Here is a 12849-nt window from a genome sequence, read left to right as displayed (position 1 = left end):
GGAAGATGATTCCGGGCGGCCTGCTCGTGTGGGGCTCAGTAGAACTTGGTGATGCGCTCCACGTTGTGGCGGTGGTGGGGGAAGCCTTCCTCGGCGCGCTTGCCGATGGGCAGCAGGCCGGCGAACTGCACGTGGGCGGGCAGGCCCAGGATGTCCTTCACGCGGTCGGGCTGGAAGCCGAGCATGGGCACGGTGTCGTAGCCGAGGCCGCGGGCGGCGAGCATCAGGAACCCGAAGGCGATGTTGGCCTGGGTGAGGCCCCACTGGCCGCGCTGCGCGACTTCCTGGGCGCCGAAGACGTTGTCGAAGGTGCTGCGCTGGCCGGCGCGGCCCTGCTCGCCCATGCCGGGGTGGGCGGTTTCCTCGACGGTCGCCAGGGTGTCTTCCATGTCGCTGTAGACGACGATGACGGCGGGGGCGCTGGTGATCTGGCCCTGGCCGTACGCGGCCTCGCGCAGCTGCTCCTTGAGGGCGGCGTCCTGCACGACGGCGAAGCGCCAGGTCTGGGCGTTCCAGGCGCTGGGGGCCAGGCTGGCGAGGCGCAGGATCTCGCGCAGGTCGCCCTGGTCCATGGGTTCCTGCACGAAGGTGCGGATGCTGCGGCGGCTTTCGATGGCCTCGGCGACGGTGGTGGCGGTGATGGGGCGGGGTTCGGCAACAGTCATGGGAGCAAGCCTAGGCGAAGTGCTTTGGATTGTCAAGCGGTGTGATTCCCGTCATACTTTGATCAGCGTTTAGGTGTAGAGTGTGGTCCATGAGTACCGAACACACTGGTTTCTGCCCGGTCTACCGGGCCATCGGCGTGTTGCAGGAAAAATGGGTGCTGCACATCGTGCGCGCCCTGCTCGACGGCGAGAAAGGATTCAATGAACTCTCCCGCGCGGTCGGCGGCTGCAACAGCGCCACACTCACGCAGCGCCTCGAACACCTGGAGAGCCTGGCGCTGATCAGCAAACGCACCGAGGACAGCAGCGGCAAACTCGCCCGCAGCGTCTACGCCCTGACGCCCGCCGGCCGGGAACTCCAGAGCGTCATCACCGCCATCGACACCTGGGGCCGCACGCACCTGGGCGTGGACGCGGAGCTCACCCCCGCGTAAGCGCCCCCCGGCCGGGGACTCCCAAGGCGCCGTGAACCCCTTCACACGGCCCCGCGGCGAGCCCCGGCCTACGCTTGGGCATGAGCCTGAAAGACACGTTCACGCGCGAGGAATGGTTCAAGATCATGACCGGCCCCGGCCGGGCCGGCGCGGCCATCGTGGCCAGCAGCCCCAGCGGCGTCACCGGCCTGCTCGCCGAGGCCCGCGCCATCGCCGACAGCGTGCGGGACAACGTCAGCCGCGCCGGCCGCACCCCCCTGATGGAGGCCATGGCCGCCGACCTGCTCGGCACCCCGCCCACCGCCGACGAACTCAAGGGCATGGACGTGGAACGGGCCCGCGGGCTGGAGGACGCCAAGCGCCTCAGCCTCGAAGGCGTGCGGCAGGCCGTGTGGCTGGTCAGCAGCAAGGCCAGCCCCGAGGACGCCGCCGCGTACCGCGCGATGCTGCTGGAAGTTGCGCAGAAGACCGCTCACGCCGCCAAGGAGGGGGGCTTCCTCGGGATGGGCGGCGAGCAGGTGAACGACAAGGAGCGCGCCATGCTCGCCGAACTCGAAGCCCTGATGGGCCCCGCCCTCACCTCGGGCGGCACGGTGACGCACGAGACGCCGCCCCTGGCCGCCCCCGGCCCGGACGGCAGCGGCAACAGCAACTGACCCGCGGGCGGGTAGGCTGAGGCATGACCGACCCGCCCGCTGTCCGGTTCGTGAACGCCCCTGACCTGCCCGCCACGCCCGGGTACTCGCACGCCGCCGAGGTGCGCGGCGGCCGGACCGTGTACCTGTCCGGACAGATCGCCGTGAACGCCCGGGGTGAGGTGGTGGGCGAAGGGGACTTCACCGCGCAGGCCCGGCAGGTGTTCGAGAACCTGCGCGCCGCCCTGGCGGCCGTGGACCTGACCTTCGACGCGGTCGTGAAACTGACCTTCTTCCTCACGGATTTCGCGCACCTGCCCCAGATGCGCTCGGTGCGGGACGAGTTCGTGAACACCGCCCGGCCGCCGGCCAGCAGCGCCGTGCAGGTGGCCGCGCTGGTGCGCCCGGAACTGCTGATCGAGGTGGAGGCGGTCGCCGCCGCGCCCTGACGTACAAAAACGAAGGGCCAGGGTAATTTTCCCTGGCCCTCTACCCGTGAACGTTTACTTGCAGCGCACGTCCTGACCGAAGTACGTGGTGCTCAGCTTGGCGTACTGGCCGTTGTTCAGCGTCTTGGCCAGCGCAGCGTTCAGCTCCTTCAGCAGGCTGCTGTTGCCCTTCTTCACGGCCATGGCGATGCGCTCGCTGAACAGCAGGCTGCCCTGAACGACCTTGCCCTTCTGGGCCTTCACGAGGTCCAGGCCGGTGAACTTGTCGCCCACCCAGGCGTCCACCCGGCCGGCCATCAGCGCGGCCTGCGCGTCGGTGTCCTTGGGGAAGGTCTTCACGCTGCCCACGCCCGGCACCTTCTGCACGTTCGTGAGGTAAGTCGTGCCGACCTGCACGGCCACCGTCTTACCCTTCAGCGCGGCGGCGTTCATGGGGCCGCCGGGCTTGGTCACGATGGCGCCCCCGGTGCAGTAGTGCGGGCTGGCGAAGTCCACGGCCTTGGCGCGCTCAGCCGTGATGCCGTGGCTGGCGATCACGAAGTCGTAGCGGTCCTGATTCAGGCCGATCAGCAGGTTGTCGAAGGGCTGCGTGACCCACTGGACCTTCAGGCCCAGGTTCTTGGCGAGGATGTTCGCGAGGTCCACCTCGAACCCGGTGAGCTGGGTGCCTTTCATGATGTTGAAGGGCGGGAAGGCGCCCTCGGTGGCGATCTTGATGGTGCCGCTCTTCTTGATCTCCGCCCAGGTGCGGGCTTCGGCGCTGGAGGCGAGCAGAACGAGGGTGGTCAGGGCAAGGAACGCTTTTTTCATGGGGTCTCCTGGGGGAACCGGGGGCACGGACGCCGGGCCGCCGCGGGCGATGAGGGGGTCGGGCAAAGTGTAGCGCAGCCGCCCACACAGGCGGGAGCGCCCAGGTCACCCCCGGGCGCTCCCTGCCAGTGCGGCCGTACTCAGTCGGCGCTGCTGGCGCCGGTCACCATGACCGCCTGCGGGGCCGCGCGGCCCGGGTACTCGTAGCCCAGGCCGGTCGTGTCCGCCTGGCCGCGCGTGCCTGAGGGCGTGCCGCGGTCGACGGCGGCCTCGGTGGCCGGGTCGAAGGCGTGCAGGCGGGTCTGGTCCACCAGCAGGTCGATGTCGTCCCCGACGTTCACCATCGCCTGCCCCTCGACCTTCACCACGATGGGTTCGTCGCCGATGTTCACGATCAGGTCCGTCTGGGCGCCCAGCGGCTCGACCACGATCACCTTGCCGCGCAGGTGGTTCACGCCCTGGGGGATGTCGGTCACGCCGGGCACGCCGAGGTGCTCGGGGCGCACGCCCATGATCACGTCCCGGCCCTCGAAGGCCTTGAGGGACTCCGCGAGGCGGCCCATGGCGGCGATGCGGCTGCCGCCGATCGTGAACTCGCCGTTCTGCACGCGGGCGGTGAGGAAGTTCATGCTGGGCGACCCGATGAAGCCCGCCACGAACTTGTTCTGCGGGAAGTCGTACAGGTTCATGGGGGTGTCCACCTGCATGATCACGCCGTCGCGCATCACCACGATGCGGTTGCCGAGCGTCATGGCCTCCACCTGGTCGTGCGTGACGTACACGATGGTGGCGCCCAGGCGGCGGTGCAGCTGGGAGATCTGGCTGCGCATCTCCACGCGCAGTTTCGCGTCCAGGTTCGACAGCGGTTCGTCCATCAGGAAGACCTTGGGTTCGCGCACGATGGCGCGGCCCATCGCCACGCGCTGACGCTGCCCGCCGGACAGTTCCTTGGGCTTGCGGCCCAGCAGGTGGTCGATCTGGAGGATCTTCGCGGCGTCCCGCACGCGCCGGTCGATCTCGTCGCGGGGCGTCTTGCGGAGTTTCAGCCCGAACGCCATGTTCTCGTAGACGTTCATGTGCGGGTACAGCGCGTAGTTCTGGAAGACCATCGCGATGTCCCGGTCCTTGGGGGGCACGTCGTTCACGATGCGGTCCCCGATCTTCAGGATGCCGTCGCTGATGTCTTCCAGGCCCGCGATCATGCGCAGGGTGGTGGACTTCCCGCAGCCGGACGGCCCGACGAACACCATCAGTTCCTTGTCCTGAATGTGCAGGTTGAAGTCCTTGACCGCCACCTGCTTCGTGCCGTACCGCTTGTAGATGTGCTCCAGGATCACGTCAGCCATACATGCCTACCTTTACTGCCCCTGCTCTTCCCCGTGAGAGGGCCGCCCGTCCGGCACGCGGGTGCCGTTCGGGAGGCAGGTCGGGGAACCGGGGTACACACGAGAGACCCGGGCCTACACCAACGCCATGCCGACATGGCGAGTGTACACCCGGGACCGCTTGCCGGCGCGTCTCAGTATGCGAAGCCGCTGCGCGTGACCATCAGCTTGAGTTCGTGGGGACTGGTGGCGGCCTCCATGGCGTCCTCCATGCTGATCAGGCCGTGCTGGTGCAGTTCCACGAGGTGCTGGTCGAAGGTGCGCATGCCGCGGATGTTGTCCTCCATCAGCGCGTCCTTGATCAGCGGGGTCTTCTGCTCGTCGCGGATGTAGTCCTGGATCAGGGGTGTGTTGATCAGCACCTCGGAGGCCAGGGCGCGGCCCACGCCGTCGGCGCGCTGCAGCAGGCGCTGGCTCAGGATGCCGACCAGCGATTCGCTGAGCTGCACGCGGATCTGGTCCCGCTCGTGCGGGGGGAAGAAATCGATGATGCGGTTCACGGTGCGGATGGCGTCCTGGGTGTGCAGGGTGCTGAGCACCAGGTGCCCGGTCTGCGCGGCAGACAGCGCCGCTTCGACGGTTTCCTTGTCGCGCATCTCGCCGATCATGATGACGTCCGGGTCCTGGCGCATGGCGTACTTCAGCGCGGTGCGGAAGTCGCGGGTGTCGTTGCCGACCTCGCGCTGCACGACCAGGCTGCGCTTGTTGCGGTGGAGGATCTCGATGGGGTCCTCCACGGTGATGATGTTGTACGGGTGGCTGCGGTTCAGGTGGTCGATCAGGCTGGCGAGCGTGGTGCTCTTGCCGCTGCCGGTGGGCCCGGTGACCAGGATCAGGCCGCGGGCGTGCTCGGCGAAGCCGCGCATCACGTCGGCCGGGAGGCCCAGCGCCTCGAAGCCGGGGATCACGTCGGTGAGGATGCGCATGACGATGCCCACCGCGCCGCGCTGGCGGAACACGTTGCAGCGGAAGCGGCCCAGGCCCGTCACGCTGTACGCGGTGTCCAGTTCGTGGCGGTACTCGAAGTCCTCCCACTGCTCCGGGGTGAGCATGGCCTGCGCGAGCGCCTCGGTGTCCGGCGGCATGAGTTTCTCCGTCCCGAACGGCACCAGCGCGCCGTCGATGCGGCCCATGGGGGGGCTGCCGGCCTGGAGGTGCACGTCGGACGCGCGGCGTTGGACCATTTCGGTCAGGAGATCATCGAGGGTCATGCGGGGCCTCCAGGGGGCAGGGCGGCGGGAACAGGGTCGGCGGGGTCCAGGGGCAGGTTGTCGATGAGACGCACCCCGAACATGCGCGCGGCGACCAGCACGCGGTTCAGGGGGTCGGGCGTGACGGTGGGCTGACGCTGGAGGTCCGGGGGCACCACCGCGAGGTAGTCGGGCTGCACCTCGGGATCGGTGGCGAGCACGTCCAGCCCGGCCTGTTCGAGGCGGGCGGTGTCGCGCTCTCCGGCGGCGTACGCGGCCTGCACGGCCCGCAGCGCGCGGCTGAGCACCGTGGCGCGGGCCTGCTGCTCGGTGCCCAGGTAGCTGTTGCGGCTGCTCAGCGCCAGCCCGGAGTCGGCGCGGACGGTGGGCACGCCCACCACCTGCACCGGCACGTTCAGGTCCGCGACCATACGGCGGATCACGGCGAGCTGCTGCCAGTCCTTCTCGCCGAAGTACGCCCGATCCGGCTGCACGAGGTTCAGGAGCTTCAGCACGACCGTGGCCACGCCCGTGAAGTGCCCGGGGCGCGCCGCGCCGTCCAGCGGTTCGGACACGCCGGTCAGGCTGACCTGGGTGCTGAAGCCCGGAGGGTACATCACGCCCGCGTCCGGCGTGAACACGACCTGCGCGCCGGCCTCCGCGCACACGCGCAGGTCGCGGTCCAGGTCGCGGGGGTAGCGGGCGAGGTCGTCGGTGGGGCCGAACTGCATGGGGTTCACGAAGATGCTCACCACCGCCAGCGCGTTCTCCTGCCGGGCGCGGCGGATCAGGGCCGCGTGCCCCTCGTGCAGGTAACCCATGGTGGGCACGAACCCCACCGGGCCGAGGCCCTGCCGCACGGCCCGCAGGGCCTCGGGCGTGCGGACCACCTGCACGCCGCCGGGCGCCTCAGTCACGGGCGCCGTCCAGGCCCAGGGCGCCCATCACGCCGTCCAGCACCCAGGAGATCACGGCCAGGATGATCGCGCCGATGAACGCCGCGCCGAAGCCCGCCACGTTCAGGGCGGTGACGCTCGCCACGATCCACAGCACGGCGGCGTTCACGACCAGCGTGAACAGCCCCAGCGTGAGCAGGTTGATCGGCAGGCTGAGCAGCAGCAGCACCGGGCGGATCAGGGCGTTCACGATGCCCATGACCAGCGCGGCCAGCAGCACGCTGCCGATGTCCGCCCCGGACGCGAAGCGCACGCCGGAGTACACCTGCGTCAGCAGGTACAGCGCCAGTGCATTGACCAGCAGTCTGAGGATGAAGCCCATACGATCAGCATAACGTTCCGTGCGGAACGTGAGAATCCGGGGACGTCACACCCCGCACCCCGCCTCCAGCCGCGGGCGCAGGCCGCCCGTGGGCGTCCACTCGGCGGCCGTCAGGGCGTAGCCCTCGTAGTAGGCGCCGTACAGCAGCAGTTCCATGCGGCCGTCCCCGTTCAGGTCGGCCACGCCCGCCAGGCGGTGCAGGGTCGCCATGGGCATGGGCTGATCGCTTCCCGGGTCCCAGCGCGCGGCCGGGGCGACGTGCGCGGCCAGCACCTGCGTGACCGCCCGGCCGCCCACCACGTGCCGCAGCAGCAGCACGCTGTAATCACCGGGGTCCCCCACCGGCGGCGGGAAGGCCGGACTGCCGGGGAAGCGCCACGCTTCGAGCAGCACCTCGTCGCGGCCGTCGCCGTTCAGGTCCACGCGGGTCACGCCGCGCAGGCGCACGTCGGGGTTCGCCACACCCCGCCGCTTCAGTTCCTGCGCCACCACCGCCCGGTACGTGGCGTTCCCGGTGGGCAGGGCCGTGACCGGCCGCGGGCGCACGGTCACGCCCGGCCCCGTGAACACCTGGAAGGCATTCAGGGCCCGGGCGGGCTGCACCGGCACCGCCCAGGCGTCCAGGCAGGGATCCCCGAAGGACCGCGCGGGCCCGGTCCGCACGGGCGAGGCCGGGCCGGTCAACGTGCGGGCGTGCAGGTTCAGGGGCGCGGTGAGGCGCCGGGCGGCCTGCGGGGGCGTGAGCCACCCGGCTGCCCAGCCGCCCAGCAGGTCGGGTTCACGCTCGCCGGGCAGTTGCACCAGCACCGGCTGGAACGCCGGGACGGGCACGCGGGCGGCGGCGGGCAGGCTGGCCGTCACGAGGCCCAGCGCGATCACCAGAGGCAGGGGGCGCGGCATGCCCCCAGCTTAGGCGGCGACGGCGCCCGCGGGAGCTCAGGCCTGCGCGCGGACAGTGATGCGGTTCCCCCACGGGTCGTGCAGGGTCAGGGCGTCGCCGTGGTCCTCCACGCCCTCCTGGCCGTGCAGGAGCGCGCGCAGCGGGGCGAGGTCCGGGGTGGTGAAGCTCACGCCGTGCAGCCCGGTGGCCGGCGCGGCCGGGCGGCCCTGCCCGCGGGACTCCCATTCGTTCAGGCCGACGTGGTGGTGGTACCCGCCCCACGACAGGAAGGCCGCGCCGGGAAAGTGCGACACGATGTCCAGGCCCAGCGTGTCGCGGTAGAACTGCGCAGCCTGGGCGGCGCTGCCGACCTTCAGGTGCACGTGCCCCACCGTCAGCCCGGCCGGGGCCGCCGCGTACGGCTGGCCCTCGCCGGCATCAAATACCGCCTGGGCGTCCACAGGCAGGGTATCCATGCGGACCTGCCCGTTCTGCCATGTCCAGGTGTCGCGGGGCCGGTCGGCGTAGACCTCGATGCCGTTGCCTTCCGGGTCGTTCAGGTAGAAGGCCTCGCTGACGAGGTGGTCGCCGCTGCCGATCCGCAGGTTCAGGCGCGCGGCGTGGCCCAGCCAGCGGCCCAGCTCGGCGCGGGTGGGCATCAGGAACGCCGTGTGGTACAGGCCGGGCCGCCCGGGGGCCGGTGTGGGCAGGTCGGGGGCGGCGCGCAGGGTGATCAGGGGCCGGCCGGGGACGCCCAGGGTGACGTGGTCGGGGCCTGTCTCCAGCTCGGTGAGGCGCAGCAGGTCGCGGTAGAAGGCGTGCAGGCGGGGCAGGTCGCGGGCGAGGAGGGTGACCTCACCGACGGCGCTGGTGGGATGCAGAACGGGAGGAGTCATGGGACCACCTTACCTCCTATGGTTTAAAAAATCAACCGATTTATCAAGCAGAGTTGATTTTATGCCGGCCGCGAGGTGTCCGCCTTCCGGACCACCTCCTTCTCCTCGTCCGAAAGGCGGATGTCAGGCCCAACCCGAATGCGGTATGTACTCAGGTGAGCACACAACTCACCCTCGCCCTGTTCCTCTCCCCCGCCCGGAGGCTCCCATGGTTCAAGCCGCCCTTCACCTCCTCACCACCGCCCTGGGATCGCTGCTCTCGCTGCTGGTCCCGCTGGGCCTGCTGCTGGCCGCCCTCCTGCTCGCCCTGCTGCTGGTCGGCCTGCTGGACCGCGCCCGCTTCACCCGCACGCTGGACGCGCTGGGCCGCCGACTGCCCGCCCTGGGCCGCTGGGGGGTCGTGGCGGCCGCGCTGGGGGCCAGCGTGCTGGCGCTGACGGTCGCCCGGCACGCCGTGGACCTGCGCCTCGCCGCGCAGCAGAGCGCCCGGTACGCGAACGCTGCCGACCCGGACGGCGGGCAGACCGTGCAGGCCGCCCCCCGCGCCGCCACCGTGGAGGACCGCACCTACACCCGCACCCTCACCCTTCCCCGCGACCTGTACGCCCGCATAAACGTGCAGGACGGCTGGGAGGCCCTGCTGCCCTACCTGCACGGCGCGGACGGCGCGAACGTCCAGGACCTGCGCGAGGGCTTCGTGCGGCAGGGCGCGGCACTGGTGTACGCCCGGCAGGTCACGCTGCGCACCGAGCAGCCGGTGGCGCTGGACACCAGCGCCGTGCGCGCGGACCTGAAGTTCGTGGACCCGGCCGGTGGGCGCGGCACGTACTACAACGCCGTGTTTACCGGCGAGTACACTTTCCGCAACCCCTCACCCGACCCGGCCGTGATGCGCTTCGCGTTCCCCCTGCCGACCGGCAGCGGCACCCTCAGTGACTTCCGGCTTACGGTCAACGGCCGGGCGTTCCGCGCCAGCGACCTCACCGGCGGCAGCGTCTGGGAGGGCGAGGTGCCCGGCGGGGCGGGCGTGCGCGTGACCGTCACGTACCGCAACCAGGGAGCGCGCAGCTGGAGTTACCAGCTGGCCGGGCGCCGCGAACCGGTCCGGGCCTTCGACCTGACCGTGAATGCCGACAGGCCCGCCAAGGTCCAGCGTTACGCCCTGTTCCCCACCGCGCAGACCGGGCGGGCCCTGACCGGCCGGCAGACCCTGACGTGGCGGCTGCGGGACGTGATCACCGCGCAGGACATCGCCGTGGTGTTCACGCAGGGCAGCCTGCGCGAGACGCTGGGCAAGGTGGGCTTCGCCGCGCCCGCCGCGCTGCTGCTGCTGCTGGGCCTGAGCACTGCGTGGGCCTGGACGCGCCGCCTGCCGCTGGCACCGCTGGGCCTGGCCGCCGCCCTGCTGGGCCTGGGCCTGGGCTTCGTTCTGGGCAGCGTGCTCACCGCCTACCTGCCGCCCCTGCTGGCCCTGCCGCTGGGCGCCCTGACCGGCGCGGTCCTGGCCGCCCTGGCGCTGGGCCCGGCGCTGCGGGTGCCTGCCCTGATCGCGGCGGCCGTGCCGCTGGCCTTCCTGAGTGGCGGGCACGCGGGCCTGCTGGTCACTGCCCTGGCGCTGCTCACGTTGGTGCTGCTGCTGCCGGGCCTGAAACGGGCCGGGACCGCCTGAGCAGGAAAAGCCGCCGGCGGCCCCCTGAAAGGAGGGACTGCCGGCGGGCGTCTCAGCTGGGTTCCGCGCCGGCCGGCAGGAACTCCGGTTCGCGCGGCGCGCCCACCGGCAGCAGGGGGAAGGTGTGCAGTTCCTGCACCTCCCCCCGTTCCTCCCGCGTGAGGCTCAGCGCCTGCACGGTAAACGACGAGACCGGCGGGCGCAGGTCCTGCACCGCGGCCCACAGTTCGTCCTCGGCGCAGGGCAGCACGCCCAGCGCCAGGGTCAGGTGCGGCACGAAGTCCGGCCCGTCGTACGGCGCGCGGCTGGACGGCCCCACCTCCAGCGCCCGCTCGTGCAGGGCGCGCAGGATGCCGCCCGCGCCGCACTGCAGGAACAGCACGTTCGGCAGGCGCTTCCAGCCCTTGATCTGCACCTCGAACTCCGTCTGGTCGCGCAGCACGTCCCGGAAGGCGGCCGTGAGCTCGGCGGCGCTCAGGGACGTCTGGAAGGGCGCGCGGATGTTCAGGTGTGGCAGCCCGAACCCGCTCACGCCCAGGCGCGCCTGCGTGCGGCGCATCCAGGTGTCCAGCGCCTCGGGCGGCCACGCCACCAGACTGTGCAGCGGCGGGGGTTTCTCCCCGACCGTCGGCAGGAACCCGCTCATTTTCCGTCCTGGCCCGGCTGTGCCGCGCGGCAGGGGCACGAGGCCCCAATTGCGGATTCAGCGTGCGCGCCAGCCGCCACGCGGTAACGGCAGTAGGGCTGCCCGGTCACGATCCGGGCGTCGCGGGTGACCGGCAGGCCCGTCAGGTGCGCCATGAAGGTCAGTTCGGCCATGCACAGCTCCGGGAACTGCCGGGCCACGGTCAGGCTGGGGCAGTTGCGCTGCGTGATCGTCCACACGACCTCCCCGCCTTCCAGCGTCTCCTCCAGCACGGCGTCGAAGCCCTGCTCGGTGAGGCGCGCGGTCAGCAGGGCCAGCCGCGCGGGCAGGCTGTCCAGGGCGTCCAGTTCCTCTTTCAGCGGGCCGGCAACCTGCTCGTTGCGGGCCTCGAAGACCTTCAGCACGGCGTCCTGGCCGTACAGGTCCTGCAGGTGACGCAGCACGTCCACGCACAGCGCCGCGTACGTTTTCGGGAAGGCCGCCTCGCCCCGCTCGGTCAGGCGGTACACGTGCTGCGGCCGGCCGCGCCCGCCGGGTTTCTCCACCCGCGTCTCGATCAGGCCGTGGTCCAGCAGGTCGCCCAGGTGCCGCCGGGCGGCCGGAACGGTGACCTCCAGCTGCCCGGCGAGGTCCTGGGCAGTCTGCGGGCCGCAGCGTTTCAGGACGTCCAGCAGCCGGCGTTTGGTGCGCTCCGTGCCGTTCGCCGCGCTGGTCGTGACGTGCAGGGGGGTGACGGTCAGGGCCGTCATACCACGGTGAGCTGGTCCGGCAACTCCGCCAGGGTGGAGTGCAGCGTGCGCACGCTGATCTGCCCGGCCAGGGTCCGGGCCACGCCCGCGAGCGCCTGCGCGGCCGCCGAGTCCGGGTGCGCCAGCACCGCCGGGGCGCCCTGATCGGCGTCCTGCCGGACCTCGACGTCCAAGGGAATCTCGCCCAGCAGCGGGTACTCGCTGCCCAGCTTGCGGCTGCCGCCCCGGCCGAAGATGTCGTAGGTGTGCCCGGTGTCGGGCGCCACGAAGTAACTCATGTTCTCCACCACGCCCAGCACCGGCACGCTGGCCTTGCGGAACATGTCCACCGCGCGCGCCGCGTCGATGAGGGCCACGTCCTGCGGGGTGGTCACGATGACCGCCCCGGTGACCTGCACCGTCTGCGTGAGGGACAGCTGCACGTCCCCAGTACCCGGGGGCAGGTCCACGATCAGGTAATCGAGTTCCCCCCACGCGGCGTCCTTGATGAACTGCTGGATGGCCGAGTGCAGCATCGGCCCGCGCCACACCAGCGCCTGCCCGGCCGGCGAGAGGTTCGCCATGCTGAGGAACTTCACGCCGTGCGCTTCCAGGGGCAGCATCTTGCGGTCCTCGTTGGCGGTGATGCGCGCGGCCGGCTGGCCCATCATGTGCGCCACGCTGGGGCCGTACACGTCGGCGTCCAGCAGGCCCACCCGCGCGCCGTCCCGGGCCAGGGACGCGGCGAGGTTCACGGCCACGCTGCTCTTGCCCACGCCGCCCTTGCCGCTGCCGACCAGCACCACGTGCTTCACGCCCGGCAGGGCCGGCTGCGCCGCGGCGCGCACGGTCGCGCCGAAGGTCACGCGGACGTCCTGCACGCCCGGCACCGCCAGGACCGCCGCGCGGACGTCCGATTCGATCTTGCCCTTCAGGGGACAGGCGGGGGTGGTGAGGTTCACCTTCACGTGCGCCAGCCCGCCGTCCATTTCGGCCCGCTCGATCATGCCCAGCGACACGAGGTCCCGGTGAAGCTCCGGGTCGTTCACTGTTTTCAGGGCGTTCATGAGAGCGTCACGCATATCCCGCCAGTAGTACCACCCGGCGCCCGGGCACAGCAAGCCACGGCGTCACACTGGCCGGTCACGGACGCCGGAACACCCGCCGGCGGCCCCCGCAACCGT

General features: G+C 71.1%; 15 protein-coding genes. 4 read left to right on the top strand and 11 right to left on the bottom strand.

Annotated elements, in window-relative coordinates; translation table 11 throughout:
- Window positions 1-35: 35 nt before the first annotated feature.
- Window positions 36-665: a nitroreductase family protein gene (locus tag DFI_RS03895; RefSeq protein ID WP_027462022.1), complete on the bottom strand. Its 630-nt coding sequence runs from the start codon at window positions 663-665 to the stop codon at window positions 36-38.
- 89 nt (window positions 666-754) lie between these two features.
- Between DFI_RS03895 and DFI_RS03890 the strand changes: the two genes are divergently transcribed.
- The 3 genes from DFI_RS03890 (at window position 755) to DFI_RS03880 (ending at window position 2183) form a co-directional block, all read left to right on the top strand.
- Window positions 755-1099, top strand: coding sequence for a winged helix-turn-helix transcriptional regulator (locus DFI_RS03890; RefSeq protein WP_022799988.1), 345 nt, complete (start codon window positions 755-757; stop codon window positions 1097-1099).
- Window positions 1100-1179: 80 nt separating this feature from the next.
- Complete coding sequence (locus tag DFI_RS20085; protein WP_022799989.1) at window positions 1180-1755, top strand: hypothetical protein; 576 nt, start codon at window positions 1180-1182, stop codon at window positions 1753-1755.
- A 23-nt stretch (window positions 1756-1778) separates the two neighbouring features.
- The gene (locus DFI_RS03880; RefSeq protein ID WP_027462021.1) at window positions 1779-2183 is read left to right on the top strand and encodes a RidA family protein; all 405 of its coding nucleotides are present in this window, start codon (window positions 1779-1781) and stop codon (window positions 2181-2183) included.
- A gap of 54 nt (window positions 2184-2237) precedes the next feature.
- Here the strand turns inward: DFI_RS03880 and DFI_RS03875 are convergent, their stop codons facing one another.
- From DFI_RS03875 to DFI_RS03845, 7 genes are all read right to left on the bottom strand, one after another.
- A complete protein-coding gene (locus tag DFI_RS03875) occupies window positions 2238-2993 on the bottom strand; it encodes an ABC transporter substrate-binding protein (RefSeq protein ID WP_022799991.1) in 756 nt (251 codons plus the stop codon).
- A gap of 140 nt (window positions 2994-3133) precedes the next feature.
- Window positions 3134-4339 carry an ABC transporter ATP-binding protein gene (locus DFI_RS03870; RefSeq protein ID WP_027462020.1) on the bottom strand — a complete coding sequence of 402 codons (1206 nt, stop codon included), beginning with the start codon at window positions 4337-4339 and terminating at the stop codon, window positions 3134-3136.
- Between the two features lie 173 nt (window positions 4340-4512).
- Entirely contained in the window at window positions 4513-5589 is a 1077-nt protein-coding gene (locus tag DFI_RS03865; RefSeq protein ID WP_022799993.1) for a type IV pilus twitching motility protein PilT, read from the bottom strand.
- Window positions 5586-6464, bottom strand: a complete 879-nt coding sequence (gene panC, locus DFI_RS03860) for a pantoate--beta-alanine ligase (protein ID WP_051307491.1) — start codon at window positions 6462-6464, stop codon at window positions 5586-5588. The genes DFI_RS03865 and panC overlap by 4 nt, the downstream gene beginning before the upstream one ends.
- A 13-nt stretch (window positions 6465-6477) precedes the next feature.
- Complete coding sequence (locus DFI_RS03855; protein WP_027462018.1) at window positions 6478-6846, bottom strand: phage holin family protein; 369 nt, start codon at window positions 6844-6846, stop codon at window positions 6478-6480.
- Between the two features lie 45 nt (window positions 6847-6891).
- Window positions 6892-7746 (bottom strand): FG-GAP repeat domain-containing protein, encoded by an 855-nt coding sequence (locus DFI_RS03850; RefSeq protein ID WP_027462017.1) that lies wholly within the window; start codon window positions 7744-7746, stop codon window positions 6892-6894.
- A 36-nt stretch (window positions 7747-7782) separates the two neighbouring features.
- On the bottom strand, window positions 7783-8622 hold the full coding sequence (locus DFI_RS03845; protein WP_027462016.1) for a VOC family protein: 840 nt from the start codon (window positions 8620-8622) through the stop codon (window positions 7783-7785).
- 208 nt (window positions 8623-8830) lie between these two features.
- On the opposite strand from DFI_RS03845, the gene DFI_RS20080 reads away from it, so the two are divergent.
- Window positions 8831-10291 carry a hypothetical protein gene (locus DFI_RS20080; protein ID WP_027462015.1) on the top strand — a complete coding sequence of 487 codons (1461 nt, stop codon included), beginning with the start codon at window positions 8831-8833 and terminating at the stop codon, window positions 10289-10291.
- Between the two features lie 52 nt (window positions 10292-10343).
- On the opposite strand, the gene DFI_RS03835 is transcribed toward DFI_RS20080, so the two are convergent.
- The 3 genes from DFI_RS03835 to DFI_RS03825 are packed head-to-tail and all read right to left on the bottom strand — an operon-like array spanning window position 10344 to window position 12747.
- Complete coding sequence (locus DFI_RS03835; RefSeq protein WP_043776937.1) at window positions 10344-10937, bottom strand: 2'-5' RNA ligase family protein; 594 nt, start codon at window positions 10935-10937, stop codon at window positions 10344-10346.
- Complete coding sequence (locus DFI_RS03830) at window positions 10934-11686, bottom strand: helix-turn-helix transcriptional regulator (RefSeq protein ID WP_081425703.1); 753 nt, start codon at window positions 11684-11686, stop codon at window positions 10934-10936. The genes DFI_RS03835 and DFI_RS03830 overlap by 4 nt, the downstream gene beginning before the upstream one ends.
- A complete protein-coding gene (locus DFI_RS03825; RefSeq protein ID WP_027462013.1) occupies window positions 11683-12747 on the bottom strand; it encodes an Mrp/NBP35 family ATP-binding protein in 1065 nt (354 codons plus the stop codon). Before DFI_RS03825 ends, DFI_RS03830 begins: the two co-directional genes overlap by 4 nt.
- Between the last annotated feature and the right edge of the window lie 102 nt (window positions 12748-12849).

It is taken from the genome of Deinococcus ficus (genome assembly GCF_003444775.1).
Lineage (GTDB): Bacteria > Deinococcota > Deinococci > Deinococcales > Deinococcaceae > Deinococcus > Deinococcus ficus.
The sequence above is the reverse complement of the archived record's forward strand: the minus strand, read 5'-3'. Positions and strand labels throughout refer to the sequence as shown.

What these genes read in the sequence shown, in the direction of transcription:
- DFI_RS03845 (WP_027462016.1), bottom strand. Translation starts at nt 8,622, where the DNA reads ATGACTCCTCCCGTTCTGCATCCCACCAGCGCCGTCGGTGAGGTCACC.
- DFI_RS03850 (WP_027462017.1), bottom strand. Translation starts at nt 7,746, where the DNA reads ATGCCGCGCCCCCTGCCTCTGGTGATCGCGCTGGGCCTCGTGACGGCC.
- DFI_RS03830 (WP_081425703.1), bottom strand. Translation starts at nt 11,686, where the DNA reads ATGACGGCCCTGACCGTCACCCCCCTGCACGTCACGACCAGCGCGGCG.
- DFI_RS03855 (WP_027462018.1), bottom strand. Translation starts at nt 6,846, where the DNA reads ATGGGCTTCATCCTCAGACTGCTGGTCAATGCACTGGCGCTGTACCTG.
- DFI_RS03875 (WP_022799991.1), bottom strand. Translation starts at nt 2,993, where the DNA reads ATGAAAAAAGCGTTCCTTGCCCTGACCACCCTCGTTCTGCTCGCCTCC.
- DFI_RS20085 (WP_022799989.1), top strand. Translation starts at nt 1,180, where the DNA reads ATGAGCCTGAAAGACACGTTCACGCGCGAGGAATGGTTCAAGATCATG.
- DFI_RS03835 (WP_043776937.1), bottom strand. Translation starts at nt 10,937, where the DNA reads ATGAGCGGGTTCCTGCCGACGGTCGGGGAGAAACCCCCGCCGCTGCAC.
- DFI_RS03870 (WP_027462020.1), bottom strand. Translation starts at nt 4,339, where the DNA reads ATGGCTGACGTGATCCTGGAGCACATCTACAAGCGGTACGGCACGAAG.
- DFI_RS03895 (WP_027462022.1), bottom strand. Translation starts at nt 665, where the DNA reads ATGACTGTTGCCGAACCCCGCCCCATCACCGCCACCACCGTCGCCGAG.
- DFI_RS03865 (WP_022799993.1), bottom strand. Translation starts at nt 5,589, where the DNA reads ATGACCCTCGATGATCTCCTGACCGAAATGGTCCAACGCCGCGCGTCC.
- DFI_RS20080 (WP_027462015.1), top strand. Translation starts at nt 8,831, where the DNA reads ATGGTTCAAGCCGCCCTTCACCTCCTCACCACCGCCCTGGGATCGCTG.
- DFI_RS03890 (WP_022799988.1), top strand. Translation starts at nt 755, where the DNA reads ATGAGTACCGAACACACTGGTTTCTGCCCGGTCTACCGGGCCATCGGC.
- DFI_RS03880 (WP_027462021.1), top strand. Translation starts at nt 1,779, where the DNA reads ATGACCGACCCGCCCGCTGTCCGGTTCGTGAACGCCCCTGACCTGCCC.
- DFI_RS03825 (WP_027462013.1), bottom strand. Translation starts at nt 12,747, where the DNA reads ATGCGTGACGCTCTCATGAACGCCCTGAAAACAGTGAACGACCCGGAG.